Raw genomic sequence first — 20,546 nt, forward strand, 5'->3', positions numbered from 1 at the left:
CCGCGCGTTAAGCCCATGCGGACAGCCGGCGACGCGGCGGCGACCATCAGGTGCCGCCCCGCCGCCCGGCGGGCTCACCGCCGGTCAGCTCCCGCAGTACGGCGCGTCCTGGTGTCCCAGGCCGGAGATCGGCGGCTCGCCCTGCGGGCCCTTCTCCAGCGTGCGGGCCGTGCCGTACCCCTTCAGCGTCGGCGACGCCCAGATCGCGGCGCCGGTCACCATCCGGTCGCCCTCGTAGCTCTCGGTGCGGAACGTCGTGAGGCCCAGGCGGATCGTGTACGTCCTGGCCCGGGTGCCGGCCCAGCAGTAGTACGCCCGGGTGGCGGCCCGCGCCCGCGGCTCGCTCACGACCGTCCCGGGCGCGTGCTGCGGCAGCGCCATCGAGACGGCCGGTACGGCGCCGGGCAGCTGGTAGCGGCCCTTCGGGTCGCGCCAGTCCAGCGCGAGGCCCTTGGTCAGTGCCGTCGGGACGCGGAAGCTCGCCGTGCCGTTCCTGACCGTCACCGTCCGCAACGGGCGGTCGGACGTGCCGGCCTCCGTGGTGTTCCAGACGCCGAACGTGCAGCCGTCGCAGCCGCGGATGCTGAGGGTGACCGTCGTGGTCGGGGTGGCGGCGTGCGCGGGGGCGGCGAGCGCGGCCGCCGCGACGGCGCCGGCCGCCACGGCGAGGAGCTTGCGGGCGTTCGTCACGGCTCGTCCTTCTGTCACGGCACGTCCTTCGTCCGGCTCTCTGACGGGGATCGGCTCCCGATGGGGGCCGTTGCTGCAGAGCCGGGCGCTGTCGTGCTGATACGCCGTGCTGATTACGTCGTACTGGTCCGTCGTGCTGGTCCGCCGTGCTGACAGGCGTGCCTGACAAGCAGTGCGGTCAGCTGGCCAGCCGCTCCCCGGCGTCTGCGGGCTCGATCTCGACGGGCCTGCTGATCTCGGCCCACACGTCGTCGAGGGAGAGGCCGAGGACGGCGGTGATCGCGGCGATGGTCGGGAAGGCGGGGGTCGCGACGCGGCCGGACTCGATCTTGCGCAGCGTCTCCGGCGACACCCCGGCATCGAGGGCGGTGGCGAGCATCGGGCGCTCTCCCCGGGCGCGACGCAGGAGGGCGCCGAGGCGCTGCCCCCGCTCGACCTCGGCGGGGGTGAGGGGCAACCGGACCATGGCCCGATACTAATACCGGGATAGTATGGCCGGGATAGTTATCGGCCGCTCGAGGGAAGGCACGGCCATGATCGAGATCCTCAGCCCCACCGAGCTGGCCCGGGCCAAGGACACCGGCGCGCTCGTCGCCGGGATCCTGCAGACCCTGCGCAACCGCAGCGGAGTCGGCACCAACCTGCTCGACATCGACCGGTGGGCACAGGCGATGATCGTGGAGGCCGGCGCGCAGTCCTGCTACGTCGACTACGAGCCGTCGTTCGGGCGCGGCCCCTTCGGCCACTACATCTGCACCTCGGTCAACGACGCCGTGCTGCACGGGCTGCCCCACGACTACGCGCTGGCCGACGGCGACCTGCTGACGCTCGACCTCGCCGTCTCGCTCGGCGGTGTCGTCACCGACTCGGCGATCAGCTTCGTCGTGGGCGAGGCCAAGGACGCGGCCGACACCGCGATGATCGCCGCGACGGAGCGTGCGCTGAGCGCCGGGATCGCGGCCGCGGGCCCGGGCGTACGCCTCGGCGACGTCTCCCACGCCATCGGCTCGGTCCTCGACGCGGCCGGCTACCCGATCAACACCCAGTTCGGCGGCCACGGGGTCGGGTCGACGATGCACCAGGACCCCCACGTCCCCAACGCGGGCCGGCCGGGCCGCGGGTTCAAGCTCCGCCCCGGCCTGCTGCTCGCCCTCGAGCCGTGGGTCATGGCCGACACCGACGAGCTCGTCACCGACGCCGACGGGTGGACGCTGCGCAGCGTCACCGGCTGCCGGACCGCCCACAGCGAGCACACGATCGCCATCACCGAGGACGGCACGGAGATCCTCACCCTGCCGCGGGCGTGACTCGCACGCAGCCGTTGGCGTGACTCGCACGCAGCCGCCGGCGGAGCCCGCGCTCAGGCGCAGGCGCACACCACGCGGTCGCCCGCCTGCAGCGGCCCGGCGTCCGGGTCGTTGTAGTGCAGCACCCGCCCGCGCCGCACCACCGCGAGCACGGGCGTGGAGACCTCGTGCAGCCGCTTGCCGACCTCGTCGGGCGCGATCTCCCGGTCGACGAGGTCGAGGCCGGTGCCGAACGCCACCAGGTCCTCCACGACGGCGACCGCCGCCGGGCTGTCGGCGGCCAGGCCGAGCAGCCGCCCGGTCGTCTCCGAAGTGACGATCACGGAGGTGGCGCCGCTCTGCTCGAGCAGCTCCGCGTTCTCCGACTGCCGTGCCGCGGCCACCACGCGGGCCTTCGGGTTGGCCCGCCGCGCGGTGAGGGTCGCGAGGATCGCCGAGTCGTCCCGGCCGAGGGCGACGATCACGGTCGAGGCACGCTCGATCAGCGCCTCACGCAGGGTCGCCTCGTTCGTCGCAGGCCCGGCGACGGCCACCAGGCCCTGGTCCACGGCGGCCTCGACGGCGCGGATGTCCGCGTCGACGACGACGATCCGCGAAGCCGGGTAGCCCTGGAGCAGCAGCGCGCGGACCGCGTTGCGCCCCTTGGTGCCGAAGCCGAGGACAAGGACATGGGACTTCACGCGTGACCTCCATCGGGCGAGGCGGAACTCCTCCCGTGACCTCTGCGTCAGCGCCGAGATCGTCGTCCCGACCAGGATGATGACGAACAGCAGCCGCATCGGGGTGACCGCGAGGGCGTTGACGAGCCGGGCGCTCTCGGTGACAGGCGTGATGTCGCCGTAGCCCGTCGTCGAGAGCGTGACGGTCGTGTAGTAGAGGGCGTCGATCGCCGAGACCGTCTCGTCGACGTTGTCCCGGTAGCCGCCGCGCTCGAGCATGACGATCAGCCAGTTGACCGCGACGAGGGCCAGCGCCGCCCCCATGCGCAGGACGATCGCGAGGATAGGGCTCTTCGGCGGGCTGCCCGGCAGCCGGATGCCACGGGCCGTACGCGCCCGACGTGAGTACCAGTGATGGTCGCGCTGCGGCACCGGCTAGCTCTTCCGGCTGCGCACGGGATCAGGGGTCGTTGCGCAGCCGCGCGTAGGACACGAGGTCGTGCCACTCGCCCCGACGGAACTGCGCTCCACGCAAGACCCCCTCGCGGGTGAACCCCGCCTTCTCCAACGCCCGCTGCTCGGGCCTGTTGTCCACGTCGGTGGACGCCTCGACGCGGCAGGCGTCGGTCGTCGCGAAGAGCATGTCAGCCAGCAGGCGCTGGGCCCGGGTGCCCGCTCCCCGGCCGCGGTACGGCGGGTGCAGCGAGATGCCGATGTTCCACGCGCGTGACTGCGGGTTGGGGCCGTACGGCACGGCGTGCCAGCTCACCGACCCGGCGAGCTCGGCGTCGACCTCGACCACCAGGAAGCCGTAGCCCCGCTCGGCGCCGTTGCGGCGCAGCAGCTCGGCGTGCGAGCGCGGCGGCAGCCCGAAGTCGCCCCACTCGCCGGCGTGCTCGGGGTCCTGGTCCCACGCGTCCAGGGTGGGGACGTCGGCCTCGGCCACGGCGCGCAGCCGGACGCCGGTGCGCGAGCTCACGAGAGCGCCACCGTCAGCACGAGGGCGCCGACCAGCACGACGGCCGGGACGATCACGTCCCACCTCCAGCGGACCACCACCTCGCCCGCCGGCGCCCGGTCGCGCCGCTCCTCCCAGCGCTGCACGAGCCGCGCCGTCAGCGCTTCCCCGCTCCGCCCGCCACGCGGGCGCGGCTCCTCGACGCCGGCCGCCTCGGCCACCCGGTCCCGGGCCAGGTGACGCCGCTTCCGGGGGGCGGAGGCGTACGCCACGAAGGTCCCGCGGTCGGTGCGCACCTCCAGCGACCACTTCCCGCCCAGGTGCTCGATGCGCGGCCACGGGATCCGCACGTCCCGGACGACGTTGACCAGCGTGATCCCGTCGTCGTCCTGCAGCAGCGCGGGCCGGTAGGCGAGGGCGTAGAACGAGAGGGTGATCAGCGCCAGCACCTCGGTGACGACCAGGCGCTGGAAGCCCGTCCCGCGCACGAGCGTGTCGGCCAGCAGGACCGCGGCCAGCACGAACCACACGACCGCGACGCCGCGCGACAGCCCCGCCCGGTGGACCTCGCGGCCGCCGGGAGCGGGACCTGCCTGCCTCTGCACAGCGCCGATCCTGCCCTAGCGGCCGGAGGCGTACGCGCGGGCTCGGGCCGCAGCCCGCCGCGCCCCCGTCCGCCATGGACTGCGGCATAGACTCGGGAGGTGAGTGCGACAGTGACGTCGGAGCCGGCCGGAGCGCGGTCGCCGGCCCTCGAGACGGTGACGTCGAGCGTGACCGCGTCCGAGAGCGCGCTGCGCCGCTTCCTGCACGGGCTGCCCGGGGTGGACCAGGTCGGCGCCGAGGCCCGTGCCGCGACGCTCGCCTCCCGCTCGGTCAAGGCCGACGCCAAGCGCCAGCTGATCGACCTCGCGATCTCCTGCATCGACCTCACGACGCTCGAGGGCGCGGACACCCCGGGCAAGGTGCGCGGTCTCTGCGCCAAGGGGCGCCGCCCCGAGCCCGACGACTCCTCCTGCCCGCAGGTCGCGGCGATCTGCATCTACGGCGACCTGGTGCCGGTGGCGGTCGAGGAGCTCAGGGGCACCGGCATCAACGTCGCCGCCGTCGCCACGGCGTTCCCCAGCGGCCGGGCCTCCCTCGCCGTGAAGCTGCAGGACACCCGCGACGCCGTCGCCGCTGGCGCCGACGAGATCGACATGGTCATCGACCGCGGCGCCTTCCTGTCCGGCCGCTACGGCCAGGTCCTCGACGAGGTCCGCCAGGTCAAGGCCGCCTGCGGCCCCGCCCACCTCAAGGTCATCCTCGAGACCGGCGAGCTGGCGACGTACGACAACGTGCGGCGCGCCTCCTGGCTGGCGATGCTCGGCGGCGCGGACTTCATCAAGACGAGCACCGGCAAGATCAGCCCGGCGGCGACGCTTCCCGTGGCGCTGGTGATGCTCGAGGCCGTCCGCGACTTCCGCGCCGCGACGGGCTCCCAGGTCGGCTTCAAGCCGGCCGGCGGCATCCGCACAGCGAAGGACGCGCTCAAGCACTTCGTGCTCGTGCACGAGACGTGCGGCGACGACTGGCTCGACCCGGCGTACTACCGGCTCGGGGCCTCGAGCCTGCTCAACGACCTGCTGCTGCAGCGCCAGCGGATGGCGACCGGCCGCTACGCCGGCCGCGACTACGTGACGGTGGACTGAGATGGTGAAGTTCGAGTACGCCCCCGCCCCCGAGTCGACGGCCGTCGTCGACATCGCCCCGTCCTACGGGCTCTTCGTCGACGGCGCCTTCGTCGACCCGGCCGACGGCGAGCCGTTCAAGACGGTCAACCCGGCGACCGAGGAGGTGCTCTGCGAGGTCGTCGCGGGCGGCCCGGCCGACGTCGACCGCGCGGTGCAGGCCGCGCGCCGGGCGCAGGACGGCGTCTGGTCCCGGCTCCCGGGCCGCGAGCGGGGCAAGTACCTCTTCCGCATCGCCCGCATCATGCAGGAGCGCGCCCGCGAGCTCGCGGTCCTCGAGACGCTCGACAACGGAAAGCCGATTCGCGAATCCCGCGACGTCGACGTGCCGCTCGCCGCAGCGCACTTCTTCTACCACGCGGGCTGGGCCGACAAGCTCTCCTACGCGGGCTTCGGCCCCGACCCCAAGCCGTACGGCGTGGCGGGCCAGGTCATCCCGTGGAACTTCCCGCTGCTGATGCTGGCCTGGAAGGTCGCGCCGGCCCTCGCGTGCGGCAACACCGTCGTGCTCAAGCCGGCGGAGACGACACCGCTGACGGCGCTGCTGTTCGCCGAGATCTGCCAGCAGGCCGACCTGCCGCCGGGCGTCGTCAACATCGTGACCGGGGCGGGAGAGACCGGCCGGGCGCTCGTCGAGCACGACGGCGTGGACAAGGTCGCGTTCACGGGGTCGACCGAGGTCGGCAAGGCGATCGCCCGCTCGGTCGCCGGCACCCGCAAGCGCGCGACGCTGGAGCTCGGCGGCAAGGCGGCGAACGTCGTCTTCGAGGACGCGCCGATCGACCAGGCGGTCGAGGGCATCGTCAACGGCATCTTCTTCAACCAGGGCCACGTGTGCTGCGCGGGCAGCCGCCTGCTGCTGCAGGAGTCCGTGGCCGACGAGGTGCTCGACTCGCTCAAGCGCCGCCTCGGGATGCTGCGGGTCGGCGACCCGCTGGACAAGAACACCGACGTCGGGGCCATCAACTCGGCGGCGCAGCTGGCCCGCATCCGCGAGCTGTCCGACATCGGCGAGGCCGAGGGCGCGCAGCGCTGGTCACCGGCGTGCGAGCTGCCGGACCGCGGCTACTGGTTCCCGCCGACGCTCTTCACCGGGGTCTCGCAGGCGCACCGCATCGCGCGCGAGGAGGTCTTCGGCCCCGTGCTGTCGGTCCTGACCTTCCGCACCCCCGCCGAGGCGGTCGAGAAGGCCAACAACACGCCGTACGGCCTCTCCGCCGGTGTGTGGACCGAGAAGGGCTCGCGCATCCTCTGGATGGCGGACAAGCTCAAGGCCGGCGTCGTCTGGGCCAACACGTTCAACCGCTTCGACCCGACGTCGCCCTTCGGCGGCTACAAGGAGTCCGGCTGGGGCCGCGAGGGCGGCCGGCACGGGCTGGAGGCCTACCTTCATGGCTGAGCAGAACGCGACTTCGCCGAACACCGCTGCGCGCATCGCCGTGCGCAAGACCTACAAGCTCTACATCGGCGGCGCTTTCCCGCGCAGCGAGTCCGGCCGGTCCTACGAGGTCACGGCCGCGGACGGCAGCTTCCTCGCCAACGCCGCGCTCGCCTCGCGCAAGGACGCTCGCGACGCGGTCGTGGCCGCGCGGGGGGCCTTCGCCAAGTGGTCGGCCGCGACGGCCTACAACCGCGGGCAGGTCCTCTACCGCGTGGCCGAGGTCCTCGAGGGCCGTCGTGCCCAGTTCGTCGACGAGGTCGGCGCGGCCGAGGGGCTGGACGCGCGCGCCGCCGGCCTGGTCGTCGACGCGGCGATCGACCGCTGGGTCTGGTACGCCGGCTGGTCGGACAAGATCGCGCAGGTGCTCGGCGGCACCAACCCGGTCGCCGGGCCGTACTTCGACTTCTCGATCCCCGAGCCCTCCGGCGTCGTCGCGGTCGTCGCCCCGCAGCATTCGTCGCTGCTCGGCCTCGTGTCGGTGGTGGCCCCCGCGGTCGTCGGCGGCTGCACCGTCGTCGTGCTTGCCAGCGAGGAGCGGCCGCTGCCCGCGGTCACGCTCTCGGAGGTCCTCGCGACCTCCGACGTGCCCGGCGGCGTCGTGAACGTGCTGACCGGCCGCACCGCCGAGGTGGCGCCCTGGCTCGCCGCGCACATGGACGTCAACGCGCTCGACCTGGCCGGTGCCGCCCCCGCCGACGTGCAGGCCCTCGAGGTGGCCGCGGCGGACAACCTCAAGCGCGTACGCCGCCCCGACCCCGTCGAGGACTGGGCGGCCGAGCCGGGGCTGGACCGGCTGCGCGCGTTCCTCGAGACCAAGACGGTCTGGCACCCGGTCGGCATCTGACCCCGCCTGCGATCGGCCCGCGGCCGGTACACGCAGGGGCGGCTGCAGACGGAAGGAGGCGCGGGCTCGTGCCCGCGCCTCCTCGTGTGTCCGCGCCGTGCGGAGCGGTCGGTCAGAGCCCGGCCGAGTGCACGGCGTGCGCCGTCGCGTCGTCCAGCTCGTCGGTGACGTTCTCGGCCGGCGCGATGATGATCCAGATGCCCAGCGCCGCGTCGCGGTGCATCTTCACGACCGGCAGCGTCGCGCGGGCCAGCGCCAGCACGCCCGGGTCGCGGCTCGTCATGCGCGTCTCGCCGGTGAGCAGGATCGCCTTGCGGTGCGCGGAGACCTGCTTGCGCGCCCAGTTGCGGTCGAACTCCAGCCCGTCGAGGCCGGCGAGCTTCTCGATCGCCGCCGCGTCGGCCGGGGCCAGCTTGGTCGGGAGCGTCACGTCGTGCGCCCGGGCCAGGGCGCGTACCTGGGCCAGGTGCTTGCGGTGGTCGGCCACGAGGACCGCGCCGAGGGCGGCGACACCGATGGTCTCCGCGCGGTCGATCGCGAGCTGGCCCGCGCGGATCTCGAACAGGTCGGACGCCGCGATCGCCTTGAGCCACGCGACGTCCATCGCCGCCGCCTGCGCGGCCGTCGCCTGCCGCGACACCGGCTGGGCGGCCGGGGCGGCGAACGCCGGCGCCGAGCCCAGCGCCAGAGCCCCTGCGGCGAGTGCCGCAGGAATGAGAAGCCTTGTCTTCATCGACGTCCTCCGCAGGGCCGCTGGGCCGCTCCGGCCCGGGTGCACGTCCCCGTGGCTTTCGAGGTCCCCCCGTGCGGCGCGGGCAAACTGCCCGGTTGACGAACCTTCGGAGCGTTGTCGAGACGTTACGCGAGGTACGCCGCCGTCGGCGGACGGACGGCCGCGGTCAGCGAGCGGACGGCGCGGCGCCCAGCGCGGCGTACCCGGGCTTGATGATGTCCTCGATGAGGGCGAGCCGCTCGTCGAAGGGCAGGAAGGCGCTCTTCATGGCGTTCACGGTGAACCACCGCAGGTCCTCCAGCCCGTAGCCGAAGGCGTCGACGAGCAGCGCCATCTCCCGCGACAGCGTGGTGCCGCTCATCAGCCGGTTGTCGGTGTTGACCGTGACCCGGAAGCCGAGCTTGCGCAGCAGGCCGATCGGGTGCTCGGCCACCGACGCCACCGCGCCGGTCTGGACGTTGGAGGACGGGCACATCTCCAGCGGCACGCGGGTGTCCCGGACGTACGCCGCGAGCCGCCCCAGCTTCGGCGCCCCGTCCACGCCGACGGTGAGGTCGTCGACGATGCGGACGCCGTGGCCCAGCCGGTCCGCGCCGCACCACTGCAGCGCCTCCCAGATGCTGGGCAGCCCGAAGGCCTCCCCCGCGTGGATCGTGAAGTGGGCGTTCTCGCGGCGGAGGTACTCGAACGCGTCGAGGTGTCGCGTCGGGGGGAAGCCGGCCTCGGCGCCCGCGATGTCGAAGCCGACGACGCCGGCGTCGCGGTAGCGCACTGCGAGCTCGGCGATCTCGGAGCTGCGGGCCGCGTGCCGCATCGCGGTGAGCAGGGTGCCGATGCGGACCGACCGGCCGGCGGCCGCCGCGGCCTGGGTGCCCAGTCGGAAGCCCTCGAGCACGGCCTCGACGACCTGCTCGAGCGCCAGCCCCTCCTCGACGTGGAGCTCGGGGGCGAAGCGGACCTCGGCATAGACCACTCCGTCCGCGGCGAGGTCCTGCGCGCACTCGCTGGCCACCCGCTGCAGCGCGCCGACGGTCTGCATGACGCCGACCGTGTGCGCGAACGTCTCCAGGTAGCGCTCCAACGAGCCGGACGACGCCGCCTCGTGGAACCACGTCTCCAGCTCCGCCGGGCCCTGCGCCGGCAGCCGGTCGTACCCCGTCTCCCGGGCGAGGTCGAGGACCGTCGCCGCCCGCAGCCCGCCGTCGAGGTGGTCGTGGAGCAGGGCCTTCGGCGCCAGCCGGATCTGCTCGGGGGTGGGCGGGGTCGTCATCCCCGGAACGGTAGCGACGCTCAGTCCTCGCGGTGCACCAGGTCCGGGCCGAACGCGGGCAGGCAGACCGCGACGTACTCCGCGCCCTCCGGGCCGACGAGGTAGCGGACCCGCTCCCCGGCCCGGGTCAGGACCGCCTGCCCCGCGGAGACCGAGAGCCGGCCGTTGTCGTGGTCGACGAGCACGGTGCCGGCCAGCACGACGGTGACCTCGTCGAACTCCGGGGTCTGGGCCGGCTCCTCCCACCCCGCGGGCGCGCGCATGTGGGCGACGGAGACCTGCTCGGTCCCGGTGCGCACCCGCCCGACGTACTCGTCGATCTGCTTGCCCCCGGGCACGGGGATGCGCTCGGGCGCCTCGATCAGCTGCGGCATGCGGTCAGGGTCGCACAGCGCCCCGGCGGCGTACGCCCCGGCGGCCTCAGTGCTCTTCGAGCCACTGCCGCACGTCGGGCCCGGGCATCGGCCGGGCCAGCGCCCACCCCTGGACGAGATCGCAGTCGAGGGCCTCGAGCACCTGCCACGCCTGGTCGCTCTCCACGCCCTCGGCCACCACGCGCAGCCCGAGCGCCCGCGCCATCTGGGTCACCGCGCGGACCACGGCGGCGTCGGCCCGCGAGCTCTCCAGGTGCTGGACGAACGAGCGGTCGACCTTCACCTCGCTCACCGGCAGGCGGCGCAGCTGGGCCAGCGAGGAGTAGCCGGTGCCGAAGTCGTCGACCGAGAGCGTCACGCCCAGGTCGACGAGGCCGCGCAGCACCTTCAGCGCGCGGTCCGCATCGGCCATGAGGGAGCTCTCGGTGATCTCGAGGACCAGCGCCTCCGAGGGCACCGCCGCCTGCGTCAGGGCCTGGTCGACGAGGTGTACGAAGCCGTCGTCGCCGAGGCTGCGCGCCGACACGTTGACCGCGACCGAGAGGTCACGCCCCTGCTCACGCCAGCGGGCCAGGTCCTGCAGGGCCGAGCGCAGCACGTAGTCGGTGAGGCCACCGATGACGCCGGTGCGCTCGGCGAGCGGGATGAACTCGTCCGGCGGCACGCGCCCCCAGACCGGGTGCTGCCAGCGCAGGAGCGCCTCGAACGCGCGGACCTGCCGGTCGCGCGTCCCGGCCTGCGGCTGGTAGTGCACCTCCAGCTCACCGCGGACCACGGCTCGGGCCACGTCGGCCGCGAGCGCGAGCCGGCGCGGCCCGGCCTCCTCGTCCACGGCCTCGTAGCGCCGGGTCTGGCGCTGGCCGAACTTCGCCTGGTGCAGCGCGACCTCGGCGTGGCGCAGCAGCGCCGCTCCCGAGGCGCCGTCCTCGGGGGACATGGCGTAGCCGACGGTCGCCGTCACCGGCAGCTCGTAGTCGCCCAGGTCGAGCGCGGCCGCGAGCGCCGCGAGGACGCCGAACGCGGCCCCCGCCGGGTTCTCCCCCTCGACCCAGGGCAGCGCGACCGCGAACTCGTCGCCGCCCACGCGCGCGACCGGCGCCGGCTCGGAGACCAGGGCGCGGACCCGCTGGCCGACGGCCACGAGCACCTGGTCGCCCACGTCGTGGCCGAGCGCCGCGTTCACCTCCCCGAACCTGTCGAGGTCGAGCAGCACGACGACGACGGGCGCGGCGCCGGAGGCGACGCCGTCCACCTGGCTCGTGAACGAGGTGCGGTTGGGCAGGCCGGTGAGCGCGTCGGTCAGGGCGGCGCGCTCGCGCTCGGCGGCGGCGCGGCGTACGCGGCGGACCAGCTCGGCGTTGCGCAGCGCGATGCCGGCCTGGCCGGCGAGGGACTCCAGCAGCTGCAGGTCGTGGTCGTCGAAGGTCGTGACGCGGTCCACCCGCCCGGCGACGACGAGCGCTCCGGTGATCGTGCCGCCCGCCCGGACCGGCACCGACAGCCCGTCGGCATAGCCCCCGACCGCCGGCTCCGCCGCCCCGCCGCGAGCGCGCGGGATCAGGACCGGCCTGCCGTTGAGCGCCGGCGCCCACCACTCGCCGGTGACGATCCCCGCGTCCCCGGTCACCCGCTGGAAGCTCTCGTCGAGGACGACCAGCGCGCCCGCGTCGGCCCGCAGCAGCTGCTTGGCCTGCGCGACCACCGTGTCCGGCACGCTCTCGTCCTGCAGCGCCGAGTCCACCGCGCGGGTGAACTGGTGCAGCGACTCGAGCCGCTCGTGGCGCTGGCGCAGCGCGTGTTGAGAGCGGAACGCGAGGACGACCGCGAGGACGAGCGGGGTCAGCAGCAGCAGCGCCTCGGCCTGGATCTCGATCTGGCGCGCGGCGAGCAGGCCGGTGCAGGTGACGACCAGCGTCACGACCACGGCGGCGGGCAGCGTCCTCGCCAGCGCCGGCTCGTCGTGCCCGGTCTGCAGGGCGATCACGGCCGCCAGCAGCACGGCCAGGGCGACCACGGCGACCGTCGTCCCGGCCAGCACGGCCGCCCAGCTGTGCGGCTCGAGCGCCGAGGGGTCGGGGTCGATCGCCCGGGTCACGCCGACCGCCAGCGTGGTCTGCAGCGCGGCCCCGGCAAGGTTCACGGCCAGCATCAGCGGGCGTTGGCGCTGCACGAGCGCCAGCGCGGCGCCCGTGCCCACGAGGCGGGCGAGCAGCAGCTCCGGCGGCCCGGCGAGCAGGACTCCGAGGACCAACGGGATCTCGGTGAGCGACAGGCCCTGCGCGTGCCGGCCGATGACGATGTCGGCGTAGATCAGCTCGGTCGCCGCGAACAGCACGGCCAGGGTCAGCCACGACACGCGCACGGTGTCGGGGGCGTCGGTGGGCACGACGCCGAGCGTCCAGGCGAGCGCGAGGGCGGAGGCCACGGTGAGCGCGAGCGCCCACACCGGCCCCGAACGAGCCGCCGGCCCGTCCCCGGGTTGCACGGACGACGGGCCGGGCGCCCCGTGGCGCGAACGGCCCGCCACGGGAGTGCGTATCCGGTTCACTACGCAGAGGATTGCACTAATGGTTCAGGAAGGTGACCCCCGGATGGGTGTCGAGTCCGTTACGTGACGTAGCCAACGCCCGACTCAGCGCCAGGTGAGGCCACGCCACGTCAGCCCGCGCCAGGTCAGCCCGCGCCACGTCAGCCCGCGCCACGTCAGCCCACGCCACGTCAGCCCACGCCAGGTCAGGCCGGCCGGAGTGACCTGCTCGCCGCGCGCCGCGCCCGTCCACGCCGTGCCGGCCGCCGAGTCCGCCGCCCAGGACGCGCCGTCCCAGGTGCGCCCGAAGACGTCGACCTCGCCGCTGAGCACGTTGCCCTCAGCGTCGACGAGGTGCTCTCCGCCGCGCGCGAGCTCGATGCTGCCCAGGCCCGTGGCCGGCGTGAAGCGCTGCACGGCGTCGGGGGTACGCCGCGCGAGGCTCTCCGCGACGTCCACGACGCCGGGCACGCCAGCGGTGCGCGCCGCGGCGGGGAGCTTGTCGGCCCCCTCGACGAGCAGGGCCTTGACCTGGTCGGGGGTCAGCTCCGGGCGGGCCTGGAGCAGCAGCGCCGCGGCGCCGCTGACGACGGCGGCCGCCTGGGAGGTGCCGGTGCCGCGCAGGAAGCGCGCGGGGACGCCCGCGGCCGGGGCGGCAGCGGCGTCCAGCGTCGACCCGGGAGCCCGCAGGCTGGCGACCGAGCGGCCGGGGGCCAGCACGTCGGGGCGCCGGGCGTCGGTGCCGGCGTTGCTGAAGGACGCCACCGTGTCGTCGGACCGCTGCTCGGTGCCCTGGTCGTCGGTCGCGCCGACCGCGATCACGTACGGGTCGATGGCCGGGTTCAGCAGGGGCGTCGCGCCGCCGTCGTTGCCGACCGACGCGACCACGACGATCCCCGCACGCCACGCGTGCTCGGCCGCGGCGGCCAGCGGGTCGACGACGCGGTCCTGGCGCAGCTCGCGCCCGAGCGAGAGGTTGAGGACGCGCAGGTTCAGCCCCGGGTCGTCCTTGTGCGCGATGGCCCAGTCGATGGCCGCGATGACCTGGGTGACGTCGGTGGCCCCGTCGCGCCCGGCGACCTTGAGGTTCACGAGGTGGGCGTCGGGGGCGATGCCGACGACCGCGTCGGCGTCACCCTCCTTGCCGGGGCGTACGTCGGCGTCACGGGCCGCGATGATGCCCGCGACGTGGGTGCCATGGCCGAAGGTGTCCAGCCCCGTCGGCACGCCGGCGCCCGCCTCGAACGACAGGTCGAGCGCGTTGACGACCTTGCCCGGGGCGTCCAGGCCGGGGACGAGGGCGATGCCGGTGTCGACGACGCCCACCCCGACGCCCGCGCCGGTGATGCGGCGGCCGGCCGCGTCGGACCGCTTCCACGCCTTCGACGCCGAGACCGCCTGGGCCGTACGCCCCAGCGACCCCGCGGCGCGCCCGTCCCACTCCTCGCCCAGGAAATCCACCTGCCCGGCGAGCGCGCCGGAGCGCTCGGCCCGGCCGGCCGCGGGCGCGGCGGGCTGGGCGTCAGCAGCAGTCGGCGTGTCCGCGGCAGCCGGCGCGGCCGGAGCCAGCACCGCCGCCCCGACCAGGACGTGCAGGCAACGAGCGGTGCGACGAGTCGCGACGGTCTTCACGGCCCCCCCATGGGTTCAGGACTTCCGCCTGTTACCTCGTGAGGAAGAGGACCCCGCCTTATACCGCAAAAGAGTGCATGCATCTAGTGCGTTCAGACCGGAGGACTAGGACGAAAGACACCGAGTGACTACTGACCGTAGACCATTCGAAGCACAGCGCAACGCGGAGAGGGGTCCATCGGGACCAGTCGGCCGATCAGCGGGCCCTGGGCCCCCGCGTCGGCCCGAGCCCACCGCGTGGGGCGGCGGCTCGGCCGCGTCCGCGTGCGGCCCGGCGGCGTCGGCGTGCGGCCCGGCGGCGTAGGCGTGCGGCCCGGCGGCGTCGGCTGGCGGCCCGGCCGCGTCGGCCCGCAGCCTGGGCCGCTAAGCCGCCGGCGATCCGTCCGCGGCGAAGCGGTCGAGGACGACCGGGCCGCCGGCCGGGCGGTCGCCCTCGGGCGCCACCGACACCGCCCCCTCCAACGCCTCGAGGGCGCGCGCGAACCGCTCCGGGGTGTCCGTGTGCAGAGTCATCAGCGGCTCGCCGGCCCGGACGGGCGTACCGGGCTTGGCGTGCAGCTCGACCCCCGCGCCGGCCTGGACCGCGTCCTCCCGGCGGGCGCGCCCGGCGCCGAGCCGCCAGGCGGCGACTCCGACGGCGTACGCGTCGAGGCCGACCAGCACGCCGTCCGCGGGCGCCGGGACGACGTGGGTCTCTCGCGCCGTGGGCAGCGGCGCGTCGGGGTCGCCGCCCTGCGCCGCGATCATCCGTCGCCACGCGTCCATCGCGCTGCCGTCGCGCAGCTTGTCCGCGGGGTCGGGGCCGTCCATGCCGGCGGCTGCGAGCATCTCGCGGGCGAGCGCCACGGTGAGCTCGACGACGTCGGCGGGGCCGCCGCCCGCGAGCACCTCCAGCGACTCGCGTACCTCGAGCGCGTTGCCCGCGGTCAGCCCGAGCGGGCTGGACATGTCGGTCACCAGAGCGACCGTCGTCACGCCGGCGTCGGTCCCGAGGTCGACCATCGTGCGGGCGAGCGTGCGCGCGTCCTCGAGGTCCTTCATGAACGCCCCGGACCCGACCTTGACGTCGAGGACGAGCGCGCCCGTGCCCTCGGCGATCTTCTTGCTCATGATCGAGCTGGCGATGAGCGGGATGGACTCCACGGTCCCGGTCACGTCGCGCAGCGCGTAGAGCAGCCGGTCGGCGGGGGCCAGCCGGTCGGTCGCCGCGCAGATGACGGCGCCGAGACCGCGTAGCTGCTCGCGGATCTCCTCGAGCGTCAGCGCGGCGCGCCACCCGGGGATCGCCTCGAGCTTGTCCAGCGTGCCGCCGGTGTGGCCGAGGCCGCGACCGGACAGCTGCGGGACCGCGGCACCGCACGCGGCGACCAGCGGCGCGAGCGGCAGCGTGATCTTGTCGCCGACGCCGCCGGTGGAGTGCTTGTCGACCGTCGGGCGGCCGAGCCCGTCGAACGAGAGCCGGTCCCCGCTCTCGATCATCGCGTGGGTCCAGCGGGCGATCTCGGCCCGCGACATCCCGCGCAGCAGGATGGCCATGAGCAGGGCGGACATCTGCTCGTGGGCGACGTCGCCGCGCGTGTAGGCGTCGATCACCCACTCGATCTGGGCGTCGGAGAGGGCGTTGCCGTCGCGCTTGGCGCGGATGACGTCGACGGCGTCGAAGACGCCCGTGGGCGTGGCGTCGAAGACGCCCGTGGGCGTGGCGTCGAACGGTGCGGCCCCGCTCACGAGCTGTCCCCCCGCGACGCCTCCTCCTCCGCGCGCAGGTCCGCGTCGTCGAAGCCGAAGGGCAGGATCCCGTCGATCGTGTTCTCCCCGCTCTCGAGCAGGATCGCGCAGGAGCGGCCGCCGGCCTCGAGCAGCAGCTGGCGGCACCGGCCGCAGGGCGAGAGCAGTTGGCCGTGGCCTCCCACGGCGACGACGGCGACGAGCCGGCCGCCGCCGCTGTCGTGCAGCGCGCCGACCAGGCCGCACTCGGCGCAGAGCCCGACGCCGTACGACGCGTTCTCCACGTTGCACCCGGTGACGATGCGGCCGTCGTCGACGAGCCCGGCCGCGCCGACGGGGAACTTCGAGTACGGCGCGTAGGCCCGCCCGGCGGCGGCGACCGCCGCGGAGCGCAGGCCGTCCCAGTCGACGCCGCTCGCGCCTGCCGAGCTCGTGCCTGCCGAGCTCGCGCCTGCCGCGCCCGTCGGTGTCCCGCTCATCTGCCTTGCCCCTTGCGATAGACGACGCCGTCGGCGGCTGGTGGCCGCAGTCGTTGGGAGGCGAGCGCGAGCACGAGCAGCGTCGCGACGTACGGCGTCATGCCGGTGAAGTCGCCCGGCACGGTGTCGGTGAGGGCGAACCACAGCAGCACCAGCGCGGCCACGACCAGCGACGCGCCGCCCTGCGGGAAGCGCCGGCGGGCCAGCATCCACACCCCGAGCGCGAGCAGCCCGATCCCGAGCACGAGCAGCAGCGCGTGGATCGACTCCTCGCCCTGGCGCAGCCGGAGGCCGTCGGTGTAGCCGAACAGCAGCGAGCCGCCGGCGAGGCCGCCGGGACGCCAGTTGCCGAAGATCATGGCGGCCAGGCCGATGAAGCCGCGGCCGCCGGTCTGGCCCTCGCGGTACTGGCTGGCCGCGACGACGGCGAGGAACGCCCCGCCGAAGCCCGCGCACGCGCCGGACATGACGACGGCGGCGTACTTGTAGCGGTAGACGTGCACACCGAGCGACTCGGCGGCCCACGGGTCCTCGCCGCAGGACCGCAGCCGGAGGCCGAAGGCCGTCCGCCACAGCACGATGCCGGAGACGACGATCAGCACGACCGCCAGCACGGTGAGGATCGAGACCCCCGTCGTCACCGCGCGCACCACGGCGGCGAGGTCGGAGACGAGGAACCAGTGGTGGCGCTCGAGGTCGAGCAGCTGGTCCCCGACCCACGGCATGCTGAGCGTCGGCAGCTCGTCGACCTGCGGCGACTGCGTCGAGCCGCCGCCCTCGGTGCCGGTGAGCAGCCGAGCGGCGAGGTATTGCGTGGCGCCGAGGCCGAGGATGTTGATCGCGACACCGGAGATGATGTGGTCGACGCCGAAGGTGACGGTGGCGACCGCGTGGATCAGGCCGCCGATCGCGCCGAAGGCGATGCCCATGAGGACGCCGAACCACGGGCCGTGCTGGTAGCCCCACCAGCCGGCGCCGAAGCTGCCGGCGATCATCATGCCCTCGAGTCCGATGTTGGTGACGCCCGCGCGCTCGGACCAGAGCCCGCCGAGGCCGGCCAGGGCGATCGGCGCGGCCAGCCCGAGCGCGGTGCCCAGGGTGCCGCTGGAGCTGATCTCCTGCGCGCCCGTGATGACGCGGACCAGGCTGACGACGACGAAGCCGAGCGCCAGCAGGACGGCGAGCCGGACCAGCCGGGTACGCCGGTCGCTGCCCGAGCGCGCGGCCGGGCGCGTCCCGCCCCCGGCGTTGCGCGGCGCTCCCCCGCCCGGGGCCTGCACTGCCGCGCTCACGCCGGCACCCCCTGCGCCGTGCCCGTGCCGCCTGAGGGCCCGCCTCCGCCGACGGGGCCGCCACCGGCGGCGAGCGGCTCGGCGGCCGCGACCCGGCGCTGCTCGCTCACCACCCGGTAGCGGCGCACCAGCTCGTACGCGACGACGACGCTGAGCACGATGGTCCCCTGCATGATCGTGACGATCTCGTTCGAGACGCCGGCCTGGATCTGGAGGCGGTTGGCGGCCACGTCGAGGTAGGCCCACAGCAGCGCGCCGATGGCGATGCCGATCGGTGAGTTGCGCCCCAGCAGCGCGATCGCGATGCCGGTGAAGCCGAGCCCGGACTGGAAGGTCAGGGTGTAGGCGTACGGGTCCTCGCCGACCAGCGCCGGGATGCCGACGAGGCCGGCGACCGCGCCGGAGATCAGCATCGCGGCGACGACCATCTTCTTGACGTTGACGCCGCTGGCCACCGCCGCGCTCTCGGACATGCCGGTCGCTCGCAGGTCGAAGCCGAACCTGGTGCGCTCGAGGAGCAGCCAGTAGAGCAGGCCCGCGACCGCGGCGAGCACGACGAGGCCGTACACCCGGATCGGGGTGTCCAGGAAGCCGAGCTCGATGCCGGGCACGCGGCCGGACGCCGGCAGCTGGTCGGTGGAGAGGTTGAGGCTGCTGCCTTGGTCCCCCGCTGCCTTGCGCAGCAGGAACGCCACGAGCGCGGTCGCGATGGAGTTCAGCATGATCGTGGAGATGACCTCGCTGACCCCGCGGGTCGCCTTGAGCAGGGCGGCCACGCCGGCCCACATCGCGCCGACGGCCATGGCCACGACGACGATGAGCGCCACGTGCAGCGGCGCGGGCAGCGACACGGCCGCGCCGATGTAGGCGGCGCAGAAGGCCGCGAGGCGGTACTGCCCCTCGACGCCGATGTTGAAGAGGTTCATGCGGAAGCCGACGGCGACCGCGAGCGCGGCGAAGTAGTAGGTCGTCGCGCTGTTGAGCATGTTGACCACCGCGCGCGAGCGCTGAGCGTCGGTCGCGTCGACCAGCAGCAGGGTCTCCCAGACCTTGCCGACCGGGTCGCTCGCCACCACGAGCACGAGGCTGGTGACGAGGATCGCGATGACGAGCGCGAGCACAGGGGCCGCGAGGCCCGCGGCCACGGCGCGCCAGTCGACGCGGCGCACCGTCCGCGGTGCGCTGGTGCCGCTGCTCATCGACCTGCCCCCTCGGAGGCCCCCGGGAGGGCGGCCCCGGTCATCGCCGACCCCAGCGACTCCGGCGTCGCCGTCCGCGGGTCCAGCTCGCAGACGAGCCGGCCGCGCAGGATGACCCGCAGGGTGTCCGAGAGCCCGATGAGCTCCTCGAGGTCGGCGCTGATCAGCAGCACGGCCAGGCCCGCGGCCCGGGCCTGCCGGATCGACTCCCAGATGTGGGCCTGGGCGCCGACGTCCACGCCGCGCGTGGGGTGGGACGCCACGAGGAGCACCGGGTCCCCGGAGAGCTCGCGGCCGATGATCAGCTTCTGCTGGTTGCCGCCGGACAGCGCCGACGCGAGCACGTCGATGCCGGGGGTGCGGACGTCGTTCTCCTGCACGATGCGCGCGGTGTCGGCGCGCGCGGCCCGGCGGTCGAGCAGCGGCCCGCGGGCGTTCGGGCGCTGGGTCTGGTGCCCGAGCATCCGGTTCTCCCAGAGCGGGGACTCCAGCAGCAGCCCCTGCCGGTGCCGGTCCTCGGGGACGTACGCGACCCCCGCCTCGCGGCGGCGGCGGGTGGACCACGTGCTCACGTCCTCGCCGGAGAGGCGGACCGTGCCGGTCGCGGCGCGCATCCCGAGGATGCACTCGACCAGCTCGCTCTGCCCGTTGCCCTCGACGCCGGCGATGCCGACGATCTCGCCGGCGTGGACGGTGAGCGTCACGTCCTCGAGCTGGGCGCGGCCGTCGGCGCCGTGCAGGGTCATCCCCTCGACCTGCAGCACCGGCCGGTCGGTGACCGTCGACTCGCGGGTCTCCGGCGAGGGCAGCTCGCTGCCGACCATGAGCTCGGCCAGCCGGCGCGAGTCGACCTCGCCGGGGAGCACGCTGGCGACCGTGGTCCCGCGGCGGATGACGGTGATCTCGTCGGCGACCGCGAGGACCTCGTCGAGCTTGTGCGAGATGAAGACGACGGTCAGGCCCTCGGCCTTGAGCTCGCGCAGGTTCGCGAAGAGCTCGTCGACCTCCTGCGGCACGAGCACCGCCGTCGGCTCGTCGAGGATGATCGTGCGCGCGCCGCGGTAGAGCACCTTGAGGATCTCGACGCGCTGGCGGTCGCCGACCCCGAGGTCCTCGACCAGCCGGTCGGGACGGACGTCGAGGCCGTACGCCGCGCTCAGCTCGGAGATGCGCCGCCGGGCCTTGTCGCCGATGCCGTGCAGCTTCTCGGCGCCGAGGACGACGTTCTCGAGGACCGTGAGGTTGTCGGCGAGCATGAAGTGCTGGTGCACCATGCCGACCCCGACCCCGATCGCGTCCGCGGGCGAGGAGAAGGAGACCTCCCGGCCCTCGACCGAGATCGTCCCCTCGTCCGGCCGCTGCATGCCGTAGAGGATCTTCATCAGCGTCGACTTGCCGGCGCCGTTCTCCCCGACGACGGCGTGCACCGTGCCGCGGCGGATGCGCAGGTCGATGTCCCGGTTCGCGACGACGCCGGGGAAGCGCTTGGTGATGCCGCGCAGCTCGACGGCGAGGTCGGAGGACGCGGCGGGGCCCGTCGCGCCCTTCTCGAGCGCCGGGCCGCCGGGCGGGGGGGCTGCGGTGGCGATCGCAGGCCTCCTGACGAGGAAGAGAGCCGGAGCCGGCTCGGGGGCGGTGCGGGACGTGCGGAGGAATCTGCCGTGCCGGGTGCCCGCACGCGCC

General features: G+C 74.4%; 19 protein-coding genes. 4 read left to right on the top strand and 15 right to left on the bottom strand.

The annotated features are described in order from the left end of the window. Positions 1-84: 84 nt before the first annotated feature. A complete protein-coding gene (locus G9H71_RS13005; RefSeq protein WP_166282482.1) occupies positions 85-690 on the bottom strand; it encodes a hypothetical protein in 606 nt (201 codons plus the stop codon). A gap of 178 nt (positions 691-868) precedes the next feature. Then, on the bottom strand, positions 869-1,156 hold the full coding sequence (locus G9H71_RS13010) for a helix-turn-helix transcriptional regulator (RefSeq protein ID WP_166282484.1): 288 nt from the start codon (positions 1,154-1,156) through the stop codon (positions 869-871). A gap of 67 nt (positions 1,157-1,223) precedes the next feature. On the opposite strand from G9H71_RS13010, the gene map reads away from it, so the two are divergent. Further along, on the top strand, positions 1,224-1,997 hold the full coding sequence (map, locus tag G9H71_RS13015; RefSeq protein WP_166282486.1) for a type I methionyl aminopeptidase: 774 nt from the start codon (positions 1,224-1,226) through the stop codon (positions 1,995-1,997). A gap of 53 nt (positions 1,998-2,050) precedes the next feature. Here map and G9H71_RS13020 read toward each other — a convergent pair whose 3' ends face one another. From G9H71_RS13020 to G9H71_RS25110, 3 genes are read right to left on the bottom strand one after another with little or no spacing between them, the layout of a single operon-like run. After that, entirely contained in the window at positions 2,051-3,088 is a 1,038-nt protein-coding gene (locus tag G9H71_RS13020; RefSeq protein ID WP_331272958.1) for a potassium channel family protein, read from the bottom strand. Between the two features lie 28 nt (positions 3,089-3,116). Then, a complete protein-coding gene (locus G9H71_RS25105; RefSeq protein ID WP_166282488.1) occupies positions 3,117-3,635 on the bottom strand; it encodes a GNAT family N-acetyltransferase in 519 nt (172 codons plus the stop codon). Then, on the bottom strand, positions 3,632-4,219 hold the full coding sequence (locus G9H71_RS25110) for a hypothetical protein (RefSeq protein ID WP_166282490.1): 588 nt from the start codon (positions 4,217-4,219) through the stop codon (positions 3,632-3,634). The genes G9H71_RS25105 and G9H71_RS25110 overlap by 4 nt, the downstream gene beginning before the upstream one ends. Before the next feature lie 111 nt (positions 4,220-4,330). On the opposite strand from G9H71_RS25110, the gene deoC reads away from it, so the two are divergent. The 3 genes from deoC to G9H71_RS13045 are packed head-to-tail and all read left to right on the top strand — an operon-like array spanning position 4,331 to position 7,629. Further along, positions 4,331-5,305, top strand: coding sequence for a deoxyribose-phosphate aldolase (gene deoC / locus G9H71_RS13035; RefSeq protein ID WP_407939737.1), 975 nt, complete (start codon positions 4,331-4,333; stop codon positions 5,303-5,305). A gap of 1 nt (position 5,306) precedes the next feature. Beyond that, positions 5,307-6,743: an aldehyde dehydrogenase family protein gene (locus G9H71_RS13040; RefSeq protein ID WP_166282492.1), complete on the top strand. Its 1,437-nt coding sequence runs from the start codon at positions 5,307-5,309 to the stop codon at positions 6,741-6,743. After that, complete coding sequence (locus tag G9H71_RS13045; RefSeq protein WP_166282494.1) at positions 6,736-7,629, top strand: aldehyde dehydrogenase family protein; 894 nt, start codon at positions 6,736-6,738, stop codon at positions 7,627-7,629. Before G9H71_RS13040 ends, G9H71_RS13045 begins: the two co-directional genes overlap by 8 nt. Before the next feature lie 112 nt (positions 7,630-7,741). Here the strand turns inward: G9H71_RS13045 and G9H71_RS13050 are convergent, their stop codons facing one another. From G9H71_RS13050 to G9H71_RS13095, 10 genes are all read right to left on the bottom strand, one after another. After that, on the bottom strand, positions 7,742-8,362 hold the full coding sequence (locus G9H71_RS13050; RefSeq protein WP_166282496.1) for a DUF4142 domain-containing protein: 621 nt from the start codon (positions 8,360-8,362) through the stop codon (positions 7,742-7,744). A 166-nt stretch (positions 8,363-8,528) separates the two neighbouring features. Next, the gene (locus G9H71_RS13055) at positions 8,529-9,632 is read right to left on the bottom strand and encodes an adenosine deaminase (protein ID WP_166282498.1); all 1,104 of its coding nucleotides are present in this window, start codon (positions 9,630-9,632) and stop codon (positions 8,529-8,531) included. A gap of 20 nt (positions 9,633-9,652) precedes the next feature. Beyond that, positions 9,653-10,006, bottom strand: coding sequence for a cupin domain-containing protein (locus G9H71_RS13060; protein WP_166282500.1), 354 nt, complete (start codon positions 10,004-10,006; stop codon positions 9,653-9,655). Between the two features lie 46 nt (positions 10,007-10,052). Beyond that, positions 10,053-12,533 (bottom strand): putative bifunctional diguanylate cyclase/phosphodiesterase, encoded by a 2,481-nt coding sequence (locus G9H71_RS13065; protein ID WP_166282502.1) that lies wholly within the window; start codon positions 12,531-12,533, stop codon positions 10,053-10,055. A gap of 105 nt (positions 12,534-12,638) precedes the next feature. After that, entirely contained in the window at positions 12,639-14,165 is a 1,527-nt protein-coding gene (locus tag G9H71_RS13070; protein WP_166282504.1) for a S8 family serine peptidase, read from the bottom strand. Positions 14,166-14,528: 363 nt separating this feature from the next. After that, a complete protein-coding gene (locus tag G9H71_RS13075) occupies positions 14,529-15,893 on the bottom strand; it encodes a thymidine phosphorylase (protein ID WP_166282506.1) in 1,365 nt (454 codons plus the stop codon). Continuing rightward, entirely contained in the window at positions 15,890-16,372 is a 483-nt protein-coding gene (locus G9H71_RS13080; protein WP_166282508.1) for a cytidine deaminase, read from the bottom strand. The genes G9H71_RS13075 and G9H71_RS13080 overlap by 4 nt, the downstream gene beginning before the upstream one ends. Further along, a complete protein-coding gene (locus tag G9H71_RS13085) occupies positions 16,369-17,664 on the bottom strand; it encodes an ABC transporter permease (protein WP_331272960.1) in 1,296 nt (431 codons plus the stop codon). Before G9H71_RS13085 ends, G9H71_RS13080 begins: the two co-directional genes overlap by 4 nt. Then, a complete protein-coding gene (locus G9H71_RS13090; protein ID WP_166282542.1) occupies positions 17,661-18,833 on the bottom strand; it encodes an ABC transporter permease in 1,173 nt (390 codons plus the stop codon). Before G9H71_RS13090 ends, G9H71_RS13085 begins: the two co-directional genes overlap by 4 nt. Before the next feature lie 26 nt (positions 18,834-18,859). Further along, complete coding sequence (locus G9H71_RS13095) at positions 18,860-20,452, bottom strand: ABC transporter ATP-binding protein (RefSeq protein WP_166282544.1); 1,593 nt, start codon at positions 20,450-20,452, stop codon at positions 18,860-18,862. Positions 20,453-20,546: the final 94 nt, after the last annotated feature.

The organism is Motilibacter deserti (assembly GCF_011250635.1).
In the GTDB taxonomy this organism is placed as follows: Bacteria; Actinomycetota; Actinomycetes; order Motilibacterales; family Motilibacteraceae; genus Motilibacter_A; species Motilibacter_A deserti.

Bases quoted from the DNA above. Each gene is read 5' to 3' on its own strand.
- map (WP_166282486.1), top strand. From the start codon at position 1,224: ATGATCGAGATCCTCAGCCCCACCGAGCTGGCCCGGGCCAAGGACACC.
- G9H71_RS13080 (WP_166282508.1), bottom strand. From the start codon at position 16,372: ATGAGCGGGACACCGACGGGCGCGGCAGGCGCGAGCTCGGCAGGCACG.
- G9H71_RS13045 (WP_166282494.1), top strand. From the start codon at position 6,736: ATGGCTGAGCAGAACGCGACTTCGCCGAACACCGCTGCGCGCATCGCC.
- G9H71_RS13060 (WP_166282500.1), bottom strand. From the start codon at position 10,006: ATGCCGCAGCTGATCGAGGCGCCCGAGCGCATCCCCGTGCCCGGGGGC.
- G9H71_RS13050 (WP_166282496.1), bottom strand. From the start codon at position 8,362: ATGAAGACAAGGCTTCTCATTCCTGCGGCACTCGCCGCAGGGGCTCTG.
- G9H71_RS13040 (WP_166282492.1), top strand. From the start codon at position 5,307: ATGGTGAAGTTCGAGTACGCCCCCGCCCCCGAGTCGACGGCCGTCGTC.
- G9H71_RS13055 (WP_166282498.1), bottom strand. From the start codon at position 9,632: ATGACGACCCCGCCCACCCCCGAGCAGATCCGGCTGGCGCCGAAGGCC.
- G9H71_RS13010 (WP_166282484.1), bottom strand. From the start codon at position 1,156: ATGGTCCGGTTGCCCCTCACCCCCGCCGAGGTCGAGCGGGGGCAGCGC.